14 protein-coding genes and 2 pseudogenes are annotated in these 22676 nt (G+C 34.5%); 10 read left to right on the forward strand and 6 right to left on the reverse strand.

What is annotated here, in order from left to right; all coding sequences use genetic code 11:
- Positions 1-183: 183 nt before the first annotated feature.
- From asnB to secDF, 6 genes and pseudogenes are all read left to right on the forward strand, one after another.
- A pseudogene (asnB, locus tag ACQ9BO_RS10350) lies at positions 184-1792 on the forward strand (asparagine synthase B).
- Between the two features lie 236 nt (positions 1793-2028).
- Positions 2029-2919 (forward strand): M16 family metallopeptidase, encoded by an 891-nt coding sequence (locus tag ACQ9BO_RS10355; protein WP_431244630.1) that lies wholly within the window; start codon positions 2029-2031, stop codon positions 2917-2919.
- A complete protein-coding gene (locus tag ACQ9BO_RS10360; protein WP_431244631.1) occupies positions 2894-4756 on the forward strand; it encodes a M16 family metallopeptidase in 1863 nt (620 codons plus the stop codon). Before ACQ9BO_RS10355 ends, ACQ9BO_RS10360 begins: the two co-directional genes overlap by 26 nt.
- 269 nt (positions 4757-5025) lie before the next feature.
- Positions 5026-6967: pseudogene (gene gyrB / locus ACQ9BO_RS10365) on the forward strand (DNA topoisomerase (ATP-hydrolyzing) subunit B).
- 112 nt (positions 6968-7079) lie between these two features.
- Positions 7080-8015, forward strand: a complete 936-nt coding sequence (gene mdh / locus ACQ9BO_RS10370) for a malate dehydrogenase (RefSeq protein WP_431244632.1) — start codon at positions 7080-7082, stop codon at positions 8013-8015.
- Positions 8016-8241: 226 nt separating this feature from the next.
- Positions 8242-11214, forward strand: a complete 2973-nt coding sequence (secDF, locus tag ACQ9BO_RS10375; RefSeq protein WP_431244633.1) for a protein translocase subunit SecDF — start codon at positions 8242-8244, stop codon at positions 11212-11214.
- A 474-nt stretch (positions 11215-11688) separates the two neighbouring features.
- Here the strand turns inward: secDF and lgt are convergent, their stop codons facing one another.
- The 6 genes from lgt to ACQ9BO_RS10405 all read right to left on the reverse strand — a co-directional run bounded on the left by lgt (position 11689) and on the right by ACQ9BO_RS10405 (position 17485).
- Complete coding sequence (gene lgt / locus ACQ9BO_RS10380) at positions 11689-12621, reverse strand: prolipoprotein diacylglyceryl transferase (RefSeq protein ID WP_431244634.1); 933 nt, start codon at positions 12619-12621, stop codon at positions 11689-11691.
- Positions 12622-12687: 66 nt separating this feature from the next.
- Positions 12688-12927 (reverse strand): membrane protein insertion efficiency factor YidD, encoded by a 240-nt coding sequence (gene yidD / locus ACQ9BO_RS10385; RefSeq protein ID WP_035649040.1) that lies wholly within the window; start codon positions 12925-12927, stop codon positions 12688-12690.
- Between the two features lie 20 nt (positions 12928-12947).
- Positions 12948-14426 (reverse strand): cysteine--tRNA ligase, encoded by a 1479-nt coding sequence (gene cysS, locus ACQ9BO_RS10390; RefSeq protein ID WP_431244635.1) that lies wholly within the window; start codon positions 14424-14426, stop codon positions 12948-12950.
- A 132-nt stretch (positions 14427-14558) separates the two neighbouring features.
- A complete protein-coding gene (folE, locus tag ACQ9BO_RS10395) occupies positions 14559-15230 on the reverse strand; it encodes a GTP cyclohydrolase I FolE (protein ID WP_431244636.1) in 672 nt (223 codons plus the stop codon).
- 168 nt (positions 15231-15398) lie between these two features.
- A complete protein-coding gene (locus ACQ9BO_RS10400) occupies positions 15399-16142 on the reverse strand; it encodes a hypothetical protein (protein ID WP_431244637.1) in 744 nt (247 codons plus the stop codon).
- A 146-nt stretch (positions 16143-16288) separates the two neighbouring features.
- Positions 16289-17485 (reverse strand): pyridoxal phosphate-dependent aminotransferase, encoded by a 1197-nt coding sequence (locus ACQ9BO_RS10405; protein ID WP_431244638.1) that lies wholly within the window; start codon positions 17483-17485, stop codon positions 16289-16291.
- 123 nt (positions 17486-17608) lie between these two features.
- Between ACQ9BO_RS10405 and ACQ9BO_RS10410 the strand changes: the two genes are divergently transcribed.
- The 4 genes from ACQ9BO_RS10410 (at position 17609) to ACQ9BO_RS10425 (ending at position 22672) form a co-directional block, all read left to right on the forward strand.
- Positions 17609-18190 (forward strand): hypothetical protein, encoded by a 582-nt coding sequence (locus ACQ9BO_RS10410; protein WP_431244639.1) that lies wholly within the window; start codon positions 17609-17611, stop codon positions 18188-18190.
- On the forward strand, positions 18118-18933 hold the full coding sequence (locus ACQ9BO_RS10415) for a PDZ domain-containing protein (protein ID WP_431244640.1): 816 nt from the start codon (positions 18118-18120) through the stop codon (positions 18931-18933). The genes ACQ9BO_RS10410 and ACQ9BO_RS10415 overlap by 73 nt, the downstream gene beginning before the upstream one ends.
- 148 nt (positions 18934-19081) lie before the next feature.
- A complete protein-coding gene (locus ACQ9BO_RS10420) occupies positions 19082-21712 on the forward strand; it encodes a gliding motility-associated C-terminal domain-containing protein (protein ID WP_431244641.1) in 2631 nt (876 codons plus the stop codon).
- 30 nt (positions 21713-21742) lie between these two features.
- On the forward strand, positions 21743-22672 hold the full coding sequence (locus ACQ9BO_RS10425; RefSeq protein ID WP_431244642.1) for a PorP/SprF family type IX secretion system membrane protein: 930 nt from the start codon (positions 21743-21745) through the stop codon (positions 22670-22672).
- The last annotated feature ends 4 nt before the right edge of the window (positions 22673-22676 follow it).

Here is a 22676-nt window from a genome sequence, read left to right on the forward strand (position 1 = left end):
TTTCTTTTTTATATTTGGCATTCGCCGAAATAAAGTTAAATGCCTGATATTATAATAAGATTGTAAAGAAAGAACAGAAAATAATATTTAGTTTTGCGACAGATTATAAGGTATAATCGTTTTTGCGACTAATTGGCTTCATATAGTGAGTTTGAAGAAAATATTAAGTAAAAAAATTAGAATATGTCTGGATTATTGGCCGTTATAGGCAAAGGAAAAGATCCTAAACTCGTAAAAGAGCTTTCAGCGAGAATGTCACATCGAGGCCCTGATGAGAGTGACGTTCATATTATGGATAACGGAAGCGTGCTTTGCCACGAAAGTTTATCAATTGTTGATTTGCAAACAGGCAAACAGCCTATTCAGGGAACAAATCGTGCATGGGTGATTCACGATGGTGAGATTTATAATTATGAGGAATTAAAAAACACTGTTTTAAAAGATCACACATTCAGAACCAATTCAGATTCAGAGGTGATTGTGCATTTGTATGAAGAATTTGGATATAACTTCTGTAATAAACTTGATGGAGATTTTGCTTTTGTGGTAATCGATGGAGACGATTATATCGCAGGAAGAGATCCTATTGGAGTAAAACCATTATATTATGGATTGGATGAAAGAGGAAGGATTTATTTTTCTTCTGAAATGAAATCAATTGCAGATCAGTGTAAATCGTTTTCAACTTTTCCTCCAGGACACTATTATACAGCAAAAACTGGCTTTGTAAAATATTACCAGCCAGAGTGCGAAGATCATAAAAAAGCTGTTGAAAGCTTAGATTTAGGCTTAATTCGTGAGAGTTTGATTGAATCTGTTCGCAAGCGTCTGCTTAGCAATGTTCCATTAGGAGCTATCTTATCTGGCGGTTTGGATACTTCTTTGATTTCTTCGATTGCTTCAAAACTTTTGAAAGAAAAAGGAGAAAAATTACATACATTTTCGATTGGACTAAATGCCGATGCACCAGATAATATTGTCGCAAGAAAAGCTACCGCATTTTTAGGAACAGATCATCATGAAATTCATTTTTCTTTAGAAGAAGGAGTTCAGGTTTTGGAAAAAGTGATCTATTATATTGAGACTTACGATATTATTTCTGTTCGCTCTAGTGTTCCAATGTATTTATTGTCAAAGGCAATTGCAGATCAAGGAATAAAAGTGTCGCTTTCTGGTGAAGGTGCCGATGAAATTTTTGGTGGACATTTATATTTTAGAAATGCTCCATCTACAGAAGCATTTCAGGATGAGACTATAGAAAGAGTACAAAAGCTTTTTACTGCCGATTTATTACGTGTAGACAAAACGACAATGGCACATGGTTTAGAAGCGAGAGTTCCGTTTTTAGACACATCATTTTTAGATGTTGCCATCCGAATCAAGCCGGAAGAAAAACAGCCAAAAACATATGACGGCATCGAAAAATATATTTTAAGAAAAGCATTTGATACTCCAGAAGATCCATATTTGCCAGCCGAAGTTTTATGGCGTCAAAAAGAACAATTTTCTGATGGAGTAGGCTACAAATGGGTTGACGAATTGATTGAATACTGTGCAACACAAGTGACAGACGAGCAATTGGCTGGTGCAAGTACAGAGTTTCCATACAATTCGCCAACAACAAAAGAGGCGTATTTGTACAGATCTATTTTTCATAAATTCTATCCACAAGTAAGCGCCAGCTCAAACGGTGAGAAAATGGATTCCGAAATGGCAAGACAATCTCGATCCAAGCGGAAGAGCAAATGCCGCACACGTAAAAGTGCCTGGAGTTGAACTTTTGAAATCTTAAATTTCAATTTAAAAGAAATTTTAAAACTATAATTCTTTAAAACCGAGACAACGTAAAATTGTCTCGGTTTTTTTTGTTCTAATTTTTATTGTTTATAAATGAGTGTTTTACGTGATTCCGTAAAATATTAAAAGTAAGTTAATAAGGGTTTTCTGTTTAAGAAAAATATTATATTTGGTTACCAAGAATAATATAAATTCAAACCATTTAACAATTTATGAAAAACCTATTACTAAGTGGAATTTTATGCTCGCTCATTAATTTCGTTGAGTTCAGTTTACGCACAAAAACCGGCGGCGCCTAAAGAGACGCCTAAATTTATTACGAATGTCGAAGGTGTCAAAGAATATTCTTTAAAAAACGGATTAAAAGTTTTGTTGATTCCAGATGCTTCTCAAAGCAATATGGTGGTTAACATTGTTTACAATGTAGGTTCTAGAAATGAGGGTTATGGTGAAAAGGGAATGGCGCATTTGTTGGAACATATGCTTTTTAAAAGCACAAAAAATCTCGGAGACATTAAAAAAATGCTTTCGGATAAAGGCGGAAATGCTAATGGTACTACTTGGTATGACCGAACAAATTATTATGAAGTTTTCCCTTCAAATGATGAAAATCTAAAGTGGAGTATTCAAATGGAAGCAGATAGAATGGTAAATGCTACTATTTTGCAAACTGATCTTGATAAAGAATTTTCTGTTGTTAGAAACGAATTTGAAATTGGAGAAAATGATCCAGACCGCATTTTGCAGGAAAGAATTGTATCGACTGCTTATTTGTGGCACAATTACGGAAATAGTACTATTGGAAGCAAAGAAGACATTGAGCGTGTAAAAGCAAATACGCTTAGAGTTTTTTATGAAAAATATTATCAGCCAGATAACGCTACACTAATTGTTGCTGGTAAATTTGACGAGCAAAAAACATTGCAGTATATTGGTCAGTATTTTGGTGCTGTCCCAAGGCCGAAAAGAGTTTTGGATAAAACCTATACAATTGAGCCAGCACAAGATGGAGAGAAGTTTGTAGAATTAAAAAGAGCTGGAGAAAGCAAGAATGTAGGGGCATTGTACCACACAGTTTCTTATGCCGATAAAGATTATGCTCGCGCTAGATGCTTTAGGTGAAATTTTGACTGCAGATCCATCTGGATATTTATATAAATCATTGGTTGAAACTCAAAAAGTTTCTAGTTTGTATTTTTGGCAACCAACAGTTAGAGATGCAAGTTATATGTATTTTGGATTTGCTGTAGCAAATGATAAGGATATTAAGGCAACGCAAGATATTGTAAGGGCAGAACTGGATAAAATTGTTACGACAAAATACACAGATCAGGATGTAAGCAGAGCTCAGGCAAAAATTATTAAGCAAATAGACGCTATTAAAAATAACACCATTTCATTTGCAATCAATTTGACTGAAATTATAGGCTCTGGAGATTATAGATTAGGGTATCTATATCGAGATGCTGTCGAAAAATTGACAAAAGAAGATATTCAGCGCGTTGCCGAAAAGTATTTTAGAAGCAACAATAGAACAGTTGGTATTTTTATTCCGTCAAAAGATGAGCAAAGATTAAAACCTGTAGAATATACTGATGAGCAAATTGTTGCACTTACTAAAGATTACAAAGGAAAAGCTTTAGAAAAAGAAGTTGCGTCTTTTGAAGCTTCAATCAAAAATTTAAAACAGAATTTGACAGAAGGAAAACTGACAAACGGAATAAAATACGGGGTAATAAAAAAGGAAATTAAAGGTGGAAAAGTTAACGCAAGTTTTAAATTTCCGGTTAGTAATGAGAAAGATTTAGCTGGCAAAAGTGATGTTGGGGGAATTCTTGCTCAATTGCTAAAAACAGGGACAAAAACGCAAACTAAAGAGCAAATTCAAGATCGTTTAGATAAATTGAAATCTTCTGTTAATTTTAATTTTTCAAGACAAACTTTATCTTTAAATATTAGTACTTACAAAGAAAGCTTTAAAGAAGTAATGGGAATCGTATCTGATTTATTAGCTAATTCAACTTTTCCAGAAAATGAATTGACTAAAACGATAGCTGAATATAACACGTATTTAGAGGCTAATTTAAATGATCCACAGTCAGTTGCATTTACTGAAGTTAATAGGCAGACTACAAAATATCCAAAAGAAAGTATTTTCTATACACCAACTATTCAGGAACAAATGGACGCTTTTAAGAAGATCAAGCAATCAGAAATTGTTGATTTTTATACGAATATTTTAGGTGGAAACAATGGTATTGGAAGTGTAGTTGGTGACCTAGATCCAAAAACTACAGGAGAAATTCTCGAAAGTACTTTTGGAAAATGGAATTCTAAATCGAAATATGAACTTGCATTGCCAACTTATTTTGAAACAGCCAAAGAGGATAAAGATATCATAACGCCAGATAAAGAAAATGCCGTTGCTCTAGGTAGAATAAGCTTTAAAATGAAAAGAAATAGTGCCGATTATCCTGCATTTGTAATGGCAAATGAAATATTAGGAAGCGGAGGATTTTTAAGTGCTAGAATCCCGATGCGTTTAAGAGAAAAAGAAGGTATTAGCTACGGTGCAGGTTCGTTTATCGATGTGCCAATTACAAACGATGTTGCGGCTTGGAGTTATTATGCGTTCTTAAATCCGACGAAAAAGAATGCTGTTGAAAGTGTCGCAAAAGAAGAAATTGCTAAAGCATTGAAAGACGGATTTACAGCCGAAGAATTAAAATCAAATTTAGTAAGCTGGCAAAACGAAAGAAAAACCAGATTAGGAACTGATTATACTTTGATGGAACTGACAAATACTTACTTGCAATACGGAATTCCTTTGGAAGATTATGATGATCTTGAAACTAAAGTTAAAGCGCTAAAAGTTGAGGAAGTAAATAGTGTTTTAAGGAAATATCTTTCGCTAGATAAAATGACTTCAATCTACGCAGGAGATTTTAATAAAAAATAAAAACAGAAAATTCCAAAAAGCTAAAATCCAAATTTCAATTTTAAAATTGGAATTTGGATTTTTTTATTCTAAAGTATGGTATTTGGAATTTTAGTAATTAGAATTTGTGAAGTTGAAATTTAAAATTGACTTTTTGTCCCGATTTTTTGATTTTTCAGACAATTGTGTTAATAACTTAAGCGCTTTAAATGGGATTTTAACGGATATATAGTTTGCGTTTTTATATATTTGCGTGTTAGACAATAATTACATTTTTTAGAATAAATTATATGAGCGAAGAAATCAAGAAGAACAATTATTCAGCAGATAGTATTCAGGCATTAGAGGGAATGGAGCACGTAAGAATGCGTCCGTCGATGTATATTGGAGATGTGGGGGTTCGAGGGCTACATCATTTGGTTTATGAAGTTGTTGATAACTCTATTGATGAGGCGATGGGAGGACATTGTGATACGATCAGTGTTGCAATAAACGAAGACGGTTCGGTAACAGTTGAAGATAACGGACGTGGTATTCCAGTAGATTTACATAAAAAAGAAGGAGTTTCGGCACTTGAGGTTGTAATGACGAAAATTGGGGCCGGTGGTAAATTCGACAAAGATTCATATAAAGTTTCAGGAGGTCTTCACGGAGTTGGGGTTTCGGTTGTAAACGCCCTTTCTGTTCATATGAAATCTACTGTTTTTAGAGAAGGAAAAATCTACGAACAAGAATATGAAAGAGGAAAAGCCTTATATCCTGTAAAACAAATCGGTGAAACAGAGAAAAGAGGTACACGCCAGACTTTCTTTCCAGATGATACTATTTTTCAGCAGACTACTGAGTTTTCATACGATACGCTTTCAGCTCGTATGCGTGAGCTTTCTTTTTTAAATAAAGGAATCACAATAACGTTTACCGATAAAAGAGAAGTTAATGAAAAGGGAGAATTCAGAAGTGAGGTCTTTCATTCTGACGAAGGTCTTAAGGAATATATCCGTTATTTAGATGGAAACCGTGAGCCAATTATTTCTCACGTAATCAGTATGGATCACGAAAAAGGTGAAATCCCAGTTGAGGTTGCTTTGATCTATAATACAAGTTATACTGAGAATATTTTCTCTTACGTAAATAACATTAACACGCACGAAGGAGGTACGCATTTACAAGGTTTTAGAAGTGGTTTGACAAGAACACTTAAAAAATATGCCGATGCTTCTGGAATGTTGGATAAATTGAAATTCGAAATTTCGGGAGATGACTTCCGTGAAGGATTGACGGCTATTATTTCGGTAAAAGTTGCGGAGCCTCAGTTCGAAGGACAAACAAAAACTAAACTTGGAAACAGAGAAGTAGTTTCTCCAGTTTCTCAAGCAGTAGGAGAGATGCTGGAGAATTATTTGGAAGAAAATCCAAATGATGCTAAAGTAATTATCCAAAAAGTAATCTTAGCGGCTCAGGCACGACACGCGCCGAAAAAGGCGCGTGAAATGGTACAGCGTAAAACCGTTATGGGCGGTGGAGGATTGCCAGGAAAATTATCTGACTGTTCTGAGCAAGATCCTGCAAGATGTGAAGTTTACCTTGTCGAGGGAGATTCGGCTGGTGGAACAGCAAAACAAGGACGTGATCGTAACTTTCAAGCGATTTTGCCTTTGCGTGGTAAAATCTTGAACGTGGAGAAAGCGATGCATCATAAAGTATTCGAAAACGAAGAGATTAGAAATATCTTTACTGCGTTGGGAGTTACAGTTGGAACTGCAGAAGACAGTAAAGCGTTAAATCTTGAAAAACTAAGATATCATAAAGTAATCATCATGTGTGATGCCGATGTCGATGGTAGCCACATTTCTACCTTAATATTAACGTTCTTCTTCCGTTTCATGAAAGAGTTAATTGAAGAAGGTCACGTTTACATTGTCTGCACCACCTTTATACCTAGTTAAGAAAGGTAATAAAAAAGAATATGCATGGAATGACGTGCGGCGTGATCAAGCGAACGAAAGAATGGGAGGAAGTGCCAATATTCAACGTTATAAAGGTCTTGGAGAGATGAACGCGGAGCAGTTATGGGAAACTACAATGGATCCGAACTTCAGAACACTACGCCAAGTAAATATTGAAAGTCTTGCGGAAGCTGATCAAGTTTTCTCTATGTTGATGGGTGATGAAGTACCGCCTCGTAGAGAGTTTATCGAGAAAAATGCAGTTTATGCAAATATTGATGCATAAAATGAAAAATTAATAATTCCAATTCGTTTAATTGTTTAAATTTACTAGACAATTAAACGAATTGTCTTTTTAAGGAATAGACAAATATTAATAACCGATAAAGTAAAAAAATATGAAAGTTGCCATTGTAGGAGCAGGAAATGTTGGAGCTACCTGTGCGGATGTTATTTCTTATAGAGGAATTGCAAGCGAAGTAGTGCTGTTGGATATTAAAGAGGGTTTTGCCGAGGGTAAAGCGTTGGATATTATGCAATGTGCCACAAATACAGGTTTTAATACCAAAGTTTCTGGTGTTACCAACGATTATTCTAAAACTGCTGGAAGTGATGTCGTAGTGATTACATCAGGAATTCCAAGAAAACCAGGAATGACAAGAGAAGAATTGATAGGTATAAATGCAGGGATTGTAAAAACAGTTGCTGAAAATGTGCTGAAATATTCCCCTAATACTATAATTGTTGTTGTTTCTAACCCAATGGATACAATGACCTATTTGGCTTTAAAAGCGACAGGCTTGCCAAAAAACAGAATAATTGGTATGGGTGGCGCTTTAGATAGTTCTCGTTTTAGAACGTATCTTTCTTTGGCCTTAGATAAACCTGCAAATGATATTTCAGCAATGGTGATTGGTGGTCACGGTGACACTACTATGATTCCGTTAACTCGTTTAGCTTCTTATAATGGCATACCAGTTTCTCAGTTTCTTTCAGAAGAAGTGCTTCAAAAAGTAGTCGCTGATACTATGGTTGGAGGAGCGACTCTTACAGGTTTACTTGGAACGTCAGCTTGGTATGCTCCGGGAGCTTCTGTAGCTTATCTGGTAGATAGTATCTTAAACGATCAGAAAAAAATGATTGCATGCTCTGTTTTTGTAGAAGGTGAGTATGGGCAAAACGATATTTGTATAGGAGTACCTTGCATAATTGGTAAAAACGGTGTTGAAGAAATAGTTGACATCAATTTAAACGAGCAAGAAAAGGCGTTATTTGCAAAAAGTGCAGATGCGGTTCGTAGCATGAATGATGCCTTAAAGACGATATTAGTATAATAAAAACGATAAAAAAAGAAAAGGTCGCACTTTTGCAGTCTTTTTTTTGAGATTTAATTAATAAATTAATTGGTTAATATTTTCGTTAATTATATATTTGCTCGGTTTAAAAAAAATTGGTAATTCGTGATCTCGTATTTTTGTTTTAAAAAATCATGTCAGGGCTTATTTTATCAGGAATTTAAAACAAAAACAAATAATAAAACTTAATTAATTTTTAGTAATAATGCAGAATAAAGGACTTATTAAATTTTTCGCAATTCTATTTGCATTGGTAAGTATTTACCAACTTTCTTTCACTTTTGTGGCAAATAATGTCAAAGGTGAGGCTAAAGCTTTTGCAGGAGATAATCCTGATAAAGAGCTAAAATATTTAGATTCTATTGGTAAAGAGAAAGTATTTGATCTTGGTTTTACTGATTATACTTATAATGAAGTAAAAAACAAGCAACTTAATAAAGGTCTTGACTTAGAAGGAGGAATCAACGTAATTCTTCAAATTTCTATTAAAGACGTTTTAAAAGGTTTATCAAATAACTCTAAAAATCCAGTATTTAATAAATCATTAGCTGATGCAACTGCGAACTTAGAAGGAAATAAAACCTATTTAAATAAGTTTTTTGAAGCTTTTGAAGCAAATTCAAACGGAACTGTGAAGTTAGCTTCGCCAGATATTTTCGCAAACAGAAGTTTGCAAGGAGAAGGTGGAATTGATTTTCAGATGACTGATGCGCAAGCTCAAAAAGTAATTAAAAGAAAAGTTGACGAGTCTGTAGAAAGTGCTTATAAAGTATTAAGAGAGCGTATCGACAAATTTGGTGTAACACAGCCAAACATTCAAAAATTAGGAGAAACAGGAAGAATCTTAGTTGAGCTTCCAGGTGCTAAGGATGTTGATAGAATCAAAAAATTATTGGGTGGAAAAGCTCAATTAGAGTTTTGGGAAACTTTCAAAATTGAAGAAATCGGAAACTTCTTAGTAGCTTCTAACGAGGCTTTGAAGAAAACTGAAATTAAGAAAACAGAAACTAAAGCTGTTGCTAAAGATTCATTGAACGCTTTATTGACTGATGCCAAAGATTCTGTAGATACTAAAAAAGGAAACAATCCATTATTTGACAAAATGATTGGTCAAGGTGGTGGACCAGTTTTAGGATATTTTGCTCCTAAAGATACTGCTACTGTTAATGCATATTTCAAAAGATCAGATATCAGAGTTTTATTGGGTGCTGACCAACATTATGCAAAATTTGTATGGAGCAAGCCAACTACTTTAAAAGATGCTAAAGGTAAAGAAGTTGAAGCAGTTGAATTGTATGCTTTAAAAGGAAACAGAGATAACACACCAGCTATGAGCGGAGGTGTTGTAACTGATGCAAAAGATACTTTTGATCAATTAGGAAAACCAGCTGTTTCTATGCAAATGAACAGCCAAGGTGCTAAAGTTTGGGAAGAATTGACTGGAAGAGCTTTCGCTCAAAAAGGTTATATCGCTATTGTATTAGATGATATTGTTTATTCTGCTCCAGGTGTTACTAGCGGACCAATCGCTGGAGGAAGATCTGAAATTACAGGTTCTTTTGATGTTGCTGAAACTAAAGATTTAGCTAACGTATTAAATGCAGGTAAATTACCAGCTTCTGCAGATATTATTCAATCAACTGTTGTTGGACCATCTTTAGGTCAGGCCGCAATTGATGCTGGTACAATGTCTTCTGTAATTGGGTTTTTATTAGTTTGTGTTTGGATGGTATTCTATTATGGTAAAGCTGGTTGGTATGCAAACCTTGCATTATTATTGAACTTACTATTCTTATTCGGAATTATGGCAAGTTTTGGTTTTGTATTGACATTACCAGGTATTGCAGGTATCGTATTGACATTAGGTACTGCGGTAGATGCGAACATCATTATATATGAAAGAGCAAAAGAAGAATTACGCGAAGGAAAATCACTTTCTGAAGCTGTTCAAGCTTCTTACGGATGGCATGGTGCTATGCGTTCGATTATCGATGCTAACGTAACTCACGTTTTAACTGGAGCTATCTTGTTCATCTTTGGAACAGGGCCTATTAAAGGTTTTGCATTGACATTATTGATTGGTATCGTAACTTCATTGTTTACATCTATCTTTATTGCTAGAATTTTTATTGACAGAAACATTGCTGGAAAAGCTGATTTGACTTTCTGCACAAATATTACTAAAAACTGGTTTACTAATTTCCACTTTGATTTTATCAAAATCAAAAAATTCACTTATATCTTCTCTTCAATTGTAGTTGTAGTAAGTTTAGTTTCTATCTTCTTCGTTAACGGATTAGATGAAGGTGTTGATTTTGTTGGAGGTAGAACTTTCCAAGTTAAATTCGAAAAACCAATTGATGCAACGGCAGTTTCAGATGAATTGTCTGCGGCTTTCGGAACTCCGGTTGAAGCTAAAGTTTTAGGTGATGATGATCAATTGAAAATCACAACTAAATATAAAATTAAAGAAGATGGTGTTGCTATCGATGAGGAAGTAAACCAAAAATTATACGCTGGATTACAGAAATATTTCCCAAATACTACTTATGATAAATTCATCAACTCTTTTGATGGTAAAAAAGTAGGAGTATTGCAAGCTTCTAAAGTTGGAGCTTCTATTTCTGAAGATATCAAAACTAACTCTTACTGGGCAGTTCTTGGTGCAATGGCAGTTATTTTCTTATACTTAATGGTTTCTTTCCGTAAATGGCAATATTCATTAGGTGCAATTGCGGCTGTTGCGCATGACGTAATCTTTGTATTAGGAATTTACTCTTTATGCTATAAATTCATGCCTTTCCACATGGAAATGGATCAGCACTTTATCGTCGCGATTCTTACGGTAATTGGTTACTCTATGAACGATACTGTAATTGTATTTGACAGAATTAGAGAATTTATCATCGGAAACCGTAAAGGAAGTTTTGAAGATATCGTAAACGCTTCGATTAATACTACATTATCTAGAACATTGAATACGTCATTAATGATGATTATTGTATTGTTGACAATGTTCGTTTTTGGTGGTGAGTCAATTAGAGGATTTATCTTCGCTATGTTGATTGGTATTATTGTAGGTACTTATTCTTCATTATTTATCGCGACGCCAGTATTGGTTGATACGATTTCAAGTGAAGATAAACACACAATTGAAGACAAACACAATAAGGCTTAATTAAAACCTTGTTTTTAAATAGAAAAAGATCCAGTGAAAACTGGATCTTTTTTTGTGCCATAATATAATATTTGAGTCTTTTGTTTTTAAGTAGAATTGTATCTGTAAGTTTAGATTAAAATCTCACTAAAAGAGATTTGTTTTTCTTCGTTTCCAGTTTAAATTGGATTTGATCAAACGTTTGAATGCGGTTTGGCAATAAGAGCTTTTGAAAACAAAAACTTCTAGTCTAGCCCCGATGGAAGCGAGCATCCTTTTTATCCGCTTTTTTTGCGGATAAAAAGATATAGTCCCGATAGCTATCGGGACGGGACAATACTTCTTTTGAAAAGATAAATTTCTGCTTCTAAATAATTCGGTAAGTAAGAGAAATTGCTAAGGCGTTTAGAATGATATGTTTTTTTGAATGGAAAACCTCATTGCAAAAAAAGCCCAATATTTTAAATATTGGGCTTTTTGTAATTATTTGATTCTTTAAGGTGTTGCTAAAGGATTTCTTTGTGCTCTAATGATGAAGAAAAGGCCGATAACAATAAAAGGTATGCTTAGCCATTGCCCGGTTGAGAAATAGCCTAATTCGCTCTCAAAACCGCCTTGGCTCTCTTTTACGAATTCAACAATAAAACGTACAACAAACAAAAGAACTAAAAACAATCCAAAAAGATAGCCTGATTTAAGCCTTGCGTTTGTTTTCCAATATAAGAAGTATAAAATTGCAAATACAAAAATGTAGCAGAATGCTTCGTATAATTGGGTTGGGTGTTTTGCTGGAACTTGAGCTAATAAATCGGCAAATTTTGGATCATGTGCGATTGCGTTGTAAGCATCTTTTGGGTTAGCAATTCCGGTATTTTGTACAGCATCGTTTTTAGTGAATGTATCGTGTAGAAAACGAATTCCGAAAGCAGATGTTGTTTCGTGTCCGATGATTTCAGAATTAAAAAAGTTTCCTAAACGAACAAAAATAGCACCGCTCGCAACTGGAATAACAACACGATCTAAAATCCATAATAATGGACGCTTTAAAATCATTTTGCTATAGAAATACATTGCTACAATGATTGAAATTGTCGCTCCATGACTTGCTAAGCCTTGATAACCTGTGAATTCAAATTTTGGTTCAAATCGGAAAGGAAGAATGATTTCTAGCAAATGGTTTCTGAAATATTCCCAGTCGTAAAAGAAAACATGTCCTAAACGCGCGCCGGCTAAGGTTGCTAAAACCGTCCAAACAAATAAAGAATCCAGTTTGTCAAGTGATTCGTTTTCGCGTTCAAAAATCTTTTTCATTAGGTACCATCCTAAACCAAAAGCAATTACGAACATTAAACTGTAATAACGAACCATAAAAAATCCTAAATCGATTCCTTCTGAAGGATTCCAAACCATGTTTAAGGCGTGTGTCATGTAATATTGTGTTTTTTATTAATTGTAAAAATAAATATTTAAAGCAGAGTTCCTCTTTATAAAAAGTTAATGTTTGTGTGAACATTTCTTTTCTGGAACGGGATCATAACCAGTTCTTCCCCAAGGATGACAGCTCAAAATACGCTTCATTCCGAGATAACCTCCATAAAATAATCCGTGTTTTTGAAGGGCTTCGATCATGTAGCTGGAACATGTCGGCTCAAATCGGCAAGACGCTGGTGTGAAGGGCGAAATGGCGGTTTGGTAAAAGCGCACTAATAAAACAAATGGAGTGATTGCTTTCATGGTTTTATGAAATGACTTTTTTAGATAGAAAAGCTGGTGCCTTCTTTTCCGTCTTTCAATTGAATGCCTAAAGCGATCAATTGATCACGAATTTGGTCAGAAAGTGCGAAGTTTTTGTCTGCTCTCGCTTGATTTCTCATTGCAATTAGCATATTTACAACGCCTTCTAATTTGTCGTTATTGCTGTCGGAACCTTTTTCGTCACTTAAGCCTAAAACGTCAAAAACAAAAGCATTGATGGCTTTTGCGAATGTTTGTAGGTCTTCGGCAGAAATAGTTTCTTTTCCGTCTTTCAATAAATTAATATAACGAACGCCTTCGAATAATTGAGCAATTAAAATTGGTGTGTTGAAGTCGTCGTTCATGGCGTCGTAGCACAATTGTTTCCAAGCTTCAACATCAATAGAACTTGAATTTCCTGCAACAATATTTGGCAATGCATCAAGCGCTTCCATTAATCTTTTATAGCCTTTTTCAGCCGCAGTAATAGCATCGTCTGAAAAATCCAAAATACTTCTATAATGTGCTTGCAACATGAAAAAACGAGTCACAGATGCTGAAAATGCTTTACTTAGAATTGTGTTATCACCGCTTAAAATTTCGCCTGGCAAAATATTGTTTCCAGTAGATTTAGCCATTTTCTTTCCGTTTAAGGTAAGCATGTTGGCGTGCATCCAGTAATTTACCGGAGATTGTCCTGTGCAAGCTTCGTTTTGGGCAATTTCGCATTCGTGGTGAGGAAATTTTAAATCCATTCCGCCTCCATGAATGTCAAAATGATTTCCTAGATATTTTGTACTCATTGCAGTACATTCTAAGTGCCAGCCTGGGAAACCGTCGCTCCAAGGTGAAGGCCATCTCATGATATGTTCAGGTTCAGCTTTTTTCCAAAGTGCAAAATCCTGAGGATTTCTCTTGTCAGATTGTCCGTCAAGATCGCGCGTGTTGGCAAGCATATCTTCAATATTACGGCCACTTAAGATTCCGTAATTATTAGTTTCGTTGTATTTTACAACATCAAAATAAACTGATCCGTTGGCAACGTAGCCAATTCCTTTATCAATAATTTTTTTGATGATTTCGATTTGCTCAATAATATGTCCAGTTGCAGTTGGTTCGATGCTTGGTGGTAAAAAGTTGAAAGCTTTTAGAATATCATGAAAGTCGACAGTGTAGCGTTGCACAACTTCCATTGGCTCTAATTGCTCTAAACGTGCTTTTTTTGCAATTTTATCTTCACCTTCATCAACATCATCTACAATATGTCCAACGTCTGTAATATTACGTACGTAACGCACTTTATAATCCAAATGAAGAAAGTATCTGAAAATCACGTCGAAAGACATAAAAGTTCTCACATTTCCTAAGTGAACATTGCTATATACTGTAGGTCCACAAACATACATTCCAACATTTCCTTCATGGATTGGTTTGAAATCTTCTTTTTCACCCGAAAGTGAATTGTATATTTTAAGCGGTTGTGATGTATATAATGGCATATTAAGTTTATTGATGTTTTTTAGGAGCTAATCCTGCTATCCGCTATATCTTTTATGGCGAACCCCGCCATAAAAGGATGCCGCTTCTATCAGGGCTAGTTCATAAATATAATAGAAATAATCGTAAAAAAATTAGAACTGAGTATCCAGTTTAATGTAATCCAAAAATTCTCTTTTTGTTTGTGGCTCTTTGAATTTTCCACCGAATTCAGATGTTACTGTACTGCTTTCGATATCTTTAATTCCTCTTGAATTTACGCAAAGGTGTTTTGCGTCGATAACACAAGCCACATCTTCTGTTCCTAAAGCTTTTTGAAGTTCTTGAACAATCTGCATTGTTAAACGCTCTTGGACTTGAGGTCTTTTTGCATAATATTCAACGATACGGTTCATTTTTGATAAACCAATCACGCGTCCGCTTGAGATATAAGCTACGTGAGCACGCCCAATGATTGGCAATAAATGATGTTCGCAAGTAGAATAAACCGTGATGTTTTTTTCTACCAACATTTCTCCATATTTGTAATTGTTGTCAAAAGTTGAGGCTTTTGGCTGTTTTGCAGGGTTTAAACCGCCAAAAATTTCTTTTACAAACATTTTAGCAACTCGGTTTGGAGTTCCTTTTATGCTGTCGTCTGTTAAATCCATTCCAAGAGTTTGCAGAATGCTTTCAACATCTTTTTTAATTTTTTCTATTTTTTCTTCATCAGTTATGTCAAAAGCGTCCGCTCTTAAAGGGTTTTTTGCATTACTGCTGAAATGACTGTCACCTATTTCGTCTAAAAAATCTTCGTTGTTTATCATTAAAAACTACTATTATAATGGGTATATCTTTTTAAGGCGGTAAAGATAATTAATAAATAGGAAACCTTTTCTATGGTTTTTATTATTTAATCGATCCTTTTTGGATATAATCTAAATTAATGCGGTTTAAATGTGTTTTGGTCCAACGTTTTTCTCTATACATTTTTATTAATTGAAAAAAATGGCATAAGTACGTATGAAATCAATTGAAAAATCTGCAAATGCAAATTTGTGAGTAGAGTTGGTTTCTCCAGGAGGAAATTTTTTCGCAGACTGATATTTTGTTATTTCGCTTTCTGGACTTGTAAAGCCGTAATTATATGCTGTTGCATAAAATCTGATTTTGTCTTGTGTGGTTTTGAAAGCAATATTTTGATATTTATATTCAGCGACAAACCAAAATACTTTTAGATATCGTAATTGCCATTGAAAATTTTCTAATCGGGTTATTCTTTCTTTTCGAGCTTCTTTTTCATTTTTATTTTGGATGATAATCCAATGAAAAGATTTTAGACTTTCGGTACTAGCAACATAATTTTCCAAGTTTTCTAAAAATGAAGGTTTCATCTGAAAATAACCAGTTGAAAAATCAGATGCTTCTTTTCCATTATTTACGTATAAAATTCTGTTTGAAGACGTTTCCAGGTAATCAGAATAAGAATCATATCTAAGGATTTCTGGAAAAGGAATAGATAAAATTTGTGCTTTTTCGGTTGTGTCGAGTTCTAGGTCTATAAATTTCTTTTTCTTTTTTAATAATGAAACAGCGCGATTCATTTCTTTTCGGTAATATTCGATGCCTTGACTTTTGAGATTAAAAGCAAATCTGATTTTAGAATCATTATCGATATTCTTGCTTGTCGCAAATGCAGATAGTAGAAATAGAAATAATATTGGAATTAACTTATTCATTTTAAAGTCTTTAAATCTGTATCTAAATTACTAATAATGAATTAATATGATTGTGATTGAGAGACAATATTCAAAAAAATAAAGAGCAAAAAAATCTGTTTCAACATATAAGTCAAAACAGATTTTAGATTAAGTAAGTTTAGTTTTTATCTTTTATTATAAACTAAAAGCGCTTCTTTTAAAATATTTACTGCTGTAATCAAGTCTTTTTTGTTTAAAACATAGGCGATTCTTACTTGATTTAATCCCATTCCTGGCGTAGAATAGAATCCTTTTGCAGGAGCAACCATAACAGTTTCTCCATTTAAATCATAACTTTCTAAAAGCCATTGTGCAAAATCATCAGAATCAGCGATTGGCAATTGCGCGATGCAGTAAAACGCACCTTTTGGTTTGGTAACAATTACACCTTCAATTTTATTCAATTCAGCAATTAAAGTGTCACGGCGCTCTTTGTATTCGCCAATTACTTCGTCAAAATAACTCTGAGGCGTGTCGATTGCCGCTTCGCATGCAATTTGTTCAATAGTTGGTGGACTCAAACGAGCTTGTGCAAATTTCATTACAGTTGCTAAAACATCTTTGTTTTTAGTGACCAAACAGCCAATTCTAGCGCCACACATGCTGTATCGTTTTGAAACAGAATCGACCATAATTACGTTTTGTTGTACATCTTCTAAATTCATTACAGAAAAATGTACATCAACGCCATCATATAAAAATTCGCGATAAACTTCATCTGCAATCAAATACAAATCGTGCTTTTTGATCAAGCTCGCTAATTGTTTGATTTCTGCTTCAGAATATAAATAACCAGTTGGATTGCCTGGATTACAAATTAAAATCGCTTTTGTTCTTGGAGTAATCAGTTTTTCAACTTCTTCAATACTTGGCAATGCAAATGCGGTTTCAATTGTAGAAACAAGAGGTACAACAGTTGCACTTGTAGAAGAAGCGAATGCATGGTAATTAGCATAAAAAGGTTCCGGGATGATGATTTCATCTCCAGGATCTGTAATTGTGGCCAGTGCAAAAAGTAAGGCTTCAGAACCACCAGTTGTAACAATGATGTCTTCTGGGTTAACGTTTACATTTTGGCGCTGGTAAAAATGAGCTAATTTTTTTCTATAGCTTTCATATCCGGCAGACGGACTATATTCTATAATACTCAAATCAATATTTTTTACCGCCTCGATGGCCACTTCCGGTGTCTTGATATCCGGTTGACCAATGTTTAAGTGATACACCTTGTGTCCTTTTTTCTTTGCTAGATCAGCAAAAGGAGCAAGCTTGCGTATCGGAGATTCGGGCATGTTTCTTCCCTTGTGTGAAATTGTCGGCATGAGTATAAATTATTGAAGTGCAAATTTGCATATTTTTTTCGAATTTAACGTAAACATTATGGGGTGTTGTGGAAATGTAACAATTATCAATATTTTTATTAATTTTATATTAAAATATTATCAATGAAAAAATATTTTATGTTGTTTTTTGGGCTTTTGGTATCTTTCAATATTCAGGCTCAAGATGATTTTTTGATTCACAGCCACAGTAGTAAGATTACCATTCCGTTTAAATTGATAAATAATCTTGTTTTTATTCCGATTAAAGTAAACGGAATAGAGCTGAATTTCTTATTGGATTCTGGCGTAGAAGAAACAATTTTGTTCAGTATGGATGAGAAGAAAGAAGTCAGTTTTAACAACGTTGTTAAAATAAAACTGAGAGGTCTAGGAAGTGAAGATGAAATTGAAGGTCTAAAATCAACGAATAATATTTTTGAAACACACGGTTTGAAATCAAATAATCATTTGGTTTATATAATATTAGATCAAAATTTTAATTTGTCGTCTCATATCGGAATTCCGGTTAATGGGATTATTGGATATAAATTTTTTAAAAATAATTTAGTCGAAATAAATTATTCGAAGAAAAAATCTACGTTTATCCAAACACTGATGCTATTAAAGAAAGATTGGACAAAAAATTTAAAGCGGTTCCAATTACGATTGAAAGATCGAAACCTTATATTACCACAACTGCAGTAGTAGATAGCGTGCAGATTTCGGCTAAATTATTAATAGATATTGGAAATAGTGATGCTTTTTGGATATTTGAGAATGACAAGATAAAATTGCCTAAGAAAAATTTCCCAGACTTTTTAGGAAAAGGTTTTAGCGGAGATATTGAAGGGCATCGTGCAAAAATTGCAAAATTTTCAGTTGACGAATTTGATTTTAAAAATCCAATAGTCGCTTTTCCTGATTCAAGTTCGATTCGAAATGTAAAAATGGTGCCGGGCCGTATTGGTTCAATTGGAGGCGAAGTCCTGAAACGCTTTACGATTGTTTTAGACTATGCAGATCAGAAGCTCTATCTAAAAAAGAATAATAAGTTTTCTGAACCTTTTACATATAATAAAAGTGGTATAACAATACAACATAATGGTTTACAATGGGTGCAAGAAACAGTACATATGGAGACCGTTCAAGTTGCCAACTCAATGTCTGATGTAGGATATGATGCAAAAAAGGATGATAATTTCAAATATAAATTCTCATTAAAACCAGTATATGAAATCGTCAACATCAGAAAAAAATCAGCGACGGAAAAATGTGGTTTAAGAAAAGGCGATATCATTATCAGTATAAATAACGCGTCGCCTTACAAATACTCGCTACAACAAATAAATAGCCTTTTGAAATCTGAAGATGATGTTTGGATTACCCTTGAAGTAGAACGTGATAGTGTAGTTTTGAAATTTAGGTTTAGACTTGAAGATGAGTTGTAATTGAGATATTTAAGAAAGTTTTTTGTGTCATAATGAACAGATTCACTATTTTTGGAACGCAAGCACACTTTTGTGAAAAAATAATTGTTAAATTGCTAAACGCATTTAATATTGCTAATCATAACGCTTATTTCCAAAAAACATATTTATGGTCGAAAAATACATTAAATTCTTACGAATCACGTTGTTTTTTGTTTTTTTATCTTTAATTCCAAATACTATTAATGCGCAGTGTGCAGGTGAAGACGGAGCTTTGACAGTTTGCGATGTTACACTTTCAAGCAGTAAAACAATTGATTTATTTAATTCATTGACAGGTTCGCCGCTTAACGGTGGTGTCTGGACAGACGTTGATAGTTCGGGAGGTCTTGATATAGATACTGGTATTTTGAATGCGCAGTTAATTCGTACGAGTGGCGTTTTTCGATATACGTATTTAGTGGAAGGAATTGGACTTTGCCCAGATAATGAAGCAACTGTTACTGTAACTATAGGAGGTTATTCTGGAGTTACATCTCCAAATGTTTCAGTTTGTAGTGCTGTAGGAGAGTTTAGCCTTTTTTCTGCTTTTAATGGTGTTGCTTTAAGTCCTCATTCAAACGGGCAATGGCATGATGATCTTGCGAATAGAAACGTGCCGTCTACGATCAATGTTTCCGATATGGAGGGAACTTACCAATATACTTATACAATGCCAGCTAGAGGTACTTGCCCTGCGATGTCATCTACAGCTATCGTTACCGTTTTTAGAGCGCCAGAATCAGGAGCAGGTAATGTTTTGCGTTTGTGTGCGAGCGATGGACTATCAGCTTATACGAATTACGATTTAAATAATTTGCTCTCAGGTCAGGATCCAGGTGGGACATGGGTAGACAACAGTAATACAGGAGAATTAACTTTTGTAGGGGATCATAATGTTAATATTCAAAGAATTTTTAATAGCAAAGGCGTAGGCAATTTTAGCTATAGCTATAGAGTAAATTCAACTAATCCGATTTGTCCAACGGCGTTAACTTCTGTTAGAATTAGACTCGAAACAAAACTGGATTTTACCGGAGCAAAACTTAGAATTGATGCTAATAATATTTGCGAAACAGATATTGCTACAGCTACGTATGCAGGGACCATTACCAAAGGACCTGCGGCTATTCCGAACGGAGATTATAACGTAACATTTAGCGTTTCTGGCCCAAATGGAGGTACTGAAACGTTGCCTGGAAATTTTATTAACGGCGTTTTTATTTTTCCAATAAAATCCGATTATTTTCAGCGTGTAGGTAATTATACCGTAACAATCACTAATATATATGCTACAAACAGCGAGAGAGCTTGTCAGAATATTATCAATGATTTATCTGCGCCTGTAAATATCTATCCAATACCTGATTTGACTGGTGCAAAAATCACTCCGATAATTGCCTGTCAAAACACAGCAACAGAAGTCAAAATTACTGATGCAGTAAAAATTGTTGACGGAACTTATGATATTCTCTATAATGTTTCGGGTGCCAATAATGCATCATTACAAACCGCAACAGCAATTTTTTCAGCAGGAAATGCAACATTTACTATTCCGGCAATTTTAAATTCTCAAAGCGGAAATGGTACAATCAAAATTGTAAAGATTACGCATACAGTTTCGGGTTGTACAAATTCGGCAAACATTGATGGCAACATTACCGTAAATCCTTTGCCTAATGTGACAAATTTGAGAATACAAGTACCAACGGTATGTTTTGGATCGGCTGTAACGGCTTCGGTTTCTGGTTTAGGAACCTTAGCTGATGTTACGTTGTCTTATTCGCTTTCAAACAGTAATGTTGCGCCAACACAAACAATTGTTTTGTCTCCCGTAAGTGGTAATGCGAGTTTTGTAATTCCAGCGACTTTATTAGCAAATACAGGTTCGACAACAATTAAAATTGAAAATGTAAAAAACAATATTACAGGTTGCGATAGTCCAGTAACTACAGTATCGGCTAATTTTTCAATAAACCCAATTCCAGCGGCTCCAGTATCTACAGATCAATCTTTTTGTAAGTCGGAAGGCGCCATTATAGGGAATTTAGCACCAAGCGGGCCTCAATTTAAATGGTACAATTCACCAACAATGACAACGTCGCTTCCTAATACATACGTCCTTAAAGATGAAACGTTATATGTGACCGAAACAACTTTGTCTTGTACCTCTGCGGCGACGACGATTAAAGTGACTTTGAGAGATACTCCCGCTCCGGAATTAAATACAGATGGGCAAAATTTCTGTGGGTTAGATGCGCCAACTCTTGCTGATTTATCAAATAACACAAATGTGCCTTCGTCTGTAGTTTGGTATGATGCACCAAAAGGCGGAACTCTTTTGCCAGCAACAACAGCTTTAATTGATAAAAGGATATATTACGGATTTGATTTTTCGTCAAGTGAAAACTGTCTTTCTTACGACTATCTTGAGGTGACAGTATCATTAACAGATTGTCCTGATGTACCGCCAGATTTCTTTATTCCTGATGGATTTTCTCCAAATGGCGATGGAGTAAATGACACTTTTGTAATTCCTAATATTGATTTTTTATTTCCGGACTATTATCTGCAGATTTTCAACAGATATGGAAATAGAATGTACGAAGGATTTAAAGACAAAGCAGGTTGGGATGGTACAAATTGGCAGACTGGCGGATTTGCTCATGGAATAGCGCCAAATGGAGTTTATTTTTACACACTCCAGTTTAATAAAGGCAATAAACCGCCAATACAAGGACGCCTTTATTTAAACCGATAATTCCTTTTGCACTATTTTAATATACTTCAAATGAAAAAATTAATACTCTTTATAACTTTTCTCTTCTGCTTTACGACTGTTTCAGCGCAACAGGATCCTGAATATACGCACTATATGTATAATATGAGTGTCGTAAATCCTGCCTATGCAACTGGAACTCCTTTGATGATGAATTTTGGTGGACTGTACAGAACGCAGTGGGTTGGGGCAGTAGGAGCGCCAAAAACCTTCACGTTTTTTGGGCATACGGCTTTATCGGAAAAAGTTGAAGTAGGCCTTTCATTTATTTCTGATGATATTGGCGATGGCGCAAAAAAAGAAAATAATATTTATGCGGATTTTGCTTACATATTGAATTTAGGAGGAAAAAATAAACTTTCGCTGGGTTTGAAAGCAGGAGTGTCATCAATGCAGACTAATTTTAACGGATTTAAATTTAGTGATCCTGCAACTGATTTTGCTTTTTCGGAAAACATAAATGCAACAAAACCTAATATTGGTGTTGGAGCGTATTATTTTAGAGATAATTTGTATATCGGATTTTCTGCTCCAAATTTGATAAAATCTAAATATATCGAAGAAAAATCGGGAGTCAATGCTTTTGGAGCCGAAGAAATTCACATGTTTTTTACCGGAGGATACGTTTTTCAAATTAATGATAACTTGAAATTAAAACCTGCCTTTATGTCAAGATTTGTAAAAGCGACTCCTGTTTCTATTGATTTGACAGCAAATGTTTTGTATAACGAAAAGTTTGAATTTGGCGCGGCGTATAGAATTGATGATTCGGTAAGTGCTTTGTTTAATTTTAATGTAACGCCATCCCTGAGAGTGGGTTATGCTTACGATTATACACTTTCAAATTTGGGTCAGTTTAATTCGGGGACGCACGAAATAATGCTTCTTTTTGATTTGGATTTATTAGGAAAAGGATATGATAAATCACCTAGATTCTTTTAAAATG

Source organism: Flavobacterium sp. P21, assembly GCF_050632225.1.
Lineage (GTDB): Bacteria > Bacteroidota > Bacteroidia > Flavobacteriales > Flavobacteriaceae > Flavobacterium.

What these genes read in the sequence shown, in the direction of transcription:
- ACQ9BO_RS10360 (WP_431244631.1), top strand. Translation starts at nt 2,894, where the DNA reads ATGCTCGCGCTAGATGCTTTAGGTGAAATTTTGACTGCAGATCCATCT.
- mdh (WP_431244632.1), top strand. Translation starts at nt 7,080, where the DNA reads ATGAAAGTTGCCATTGTAGGAGCAGGAAATGTTGGAGCTACCTGTGCG.
- secDF (WP_431244633.1), top strand. Translation starts at nt 8,242, where the DNA reads ATGCAGAATAAAGGACTTATTAAATTTTTCGCAATTCTATTTGCATTG.
- lgt (WP_431244634.1), bottom strand. Translation starts at nt 12,621, where the DNA reads ATGACACACGCCTTAAACATGGTTTGGAATCCTTCAGAAGGAATCGAT.
- yidD (WP_035649040.1), bottom strand. Translation starts at nt 12,927, where the DNA reads ATGAAAGCAATCACTCCATTTGTTTTATTAGTGCGCTTTTACCAAACC.
- cysS (WP_431244635.1), bottom strand. Translation starts at nt 14,426, where the DNA reads ATGCCATTATATACATCACAACCGCTTAAAATATACAATTCACTTTCG.
- folE (WP_431244636.1), bottom strand. Translation starts at nt 15,230, where the DNA reads ATGATAAACAACGAAGATTTTTTAGACGAAATAGGTGACAGTCATTTC.
- ACQ9BO_RS10400 (WP_431244637.1), bottom strand. Translation starts at nt 16,142, where the DNA reads ATGAATAAGTTAATTCCAATATTATTTCTATTTCTACTATCTGCATTT.
- ACQ9BO_RS10405 (WP_431244638.1), bottom strand. Translation starts at nt 17,485, where the DNA reads ATGCCGACAATTTCACACAAGGGAAGAAACATGCCCGAATCTCCGATA.
- ACQ9BO_RS10410 (WP_431244639.1), top strand. Translation starts at nt 17,609, where the DNA reads ATGAAAAAATATTTTATGTTGTTTTTTGGGCTTTTGGTATCTTTCAAT.
- ACQ9BO_RS10420 (WP_431244641.1), top strand. Translation starts at nt 19,082, where the DNA reads ATGGTCGAAAAATACATTAAATTCTTACGAATCACGTTGTTTTTTGTT.
- ACQ9BO_RS10425 (WP_431244642.1), top strand. Translation starts at nt 21,743, where the DNA reads ATGAAAAAATTAATACTCTTTATAACTTTTCTCTTCTGCTTTACGACT.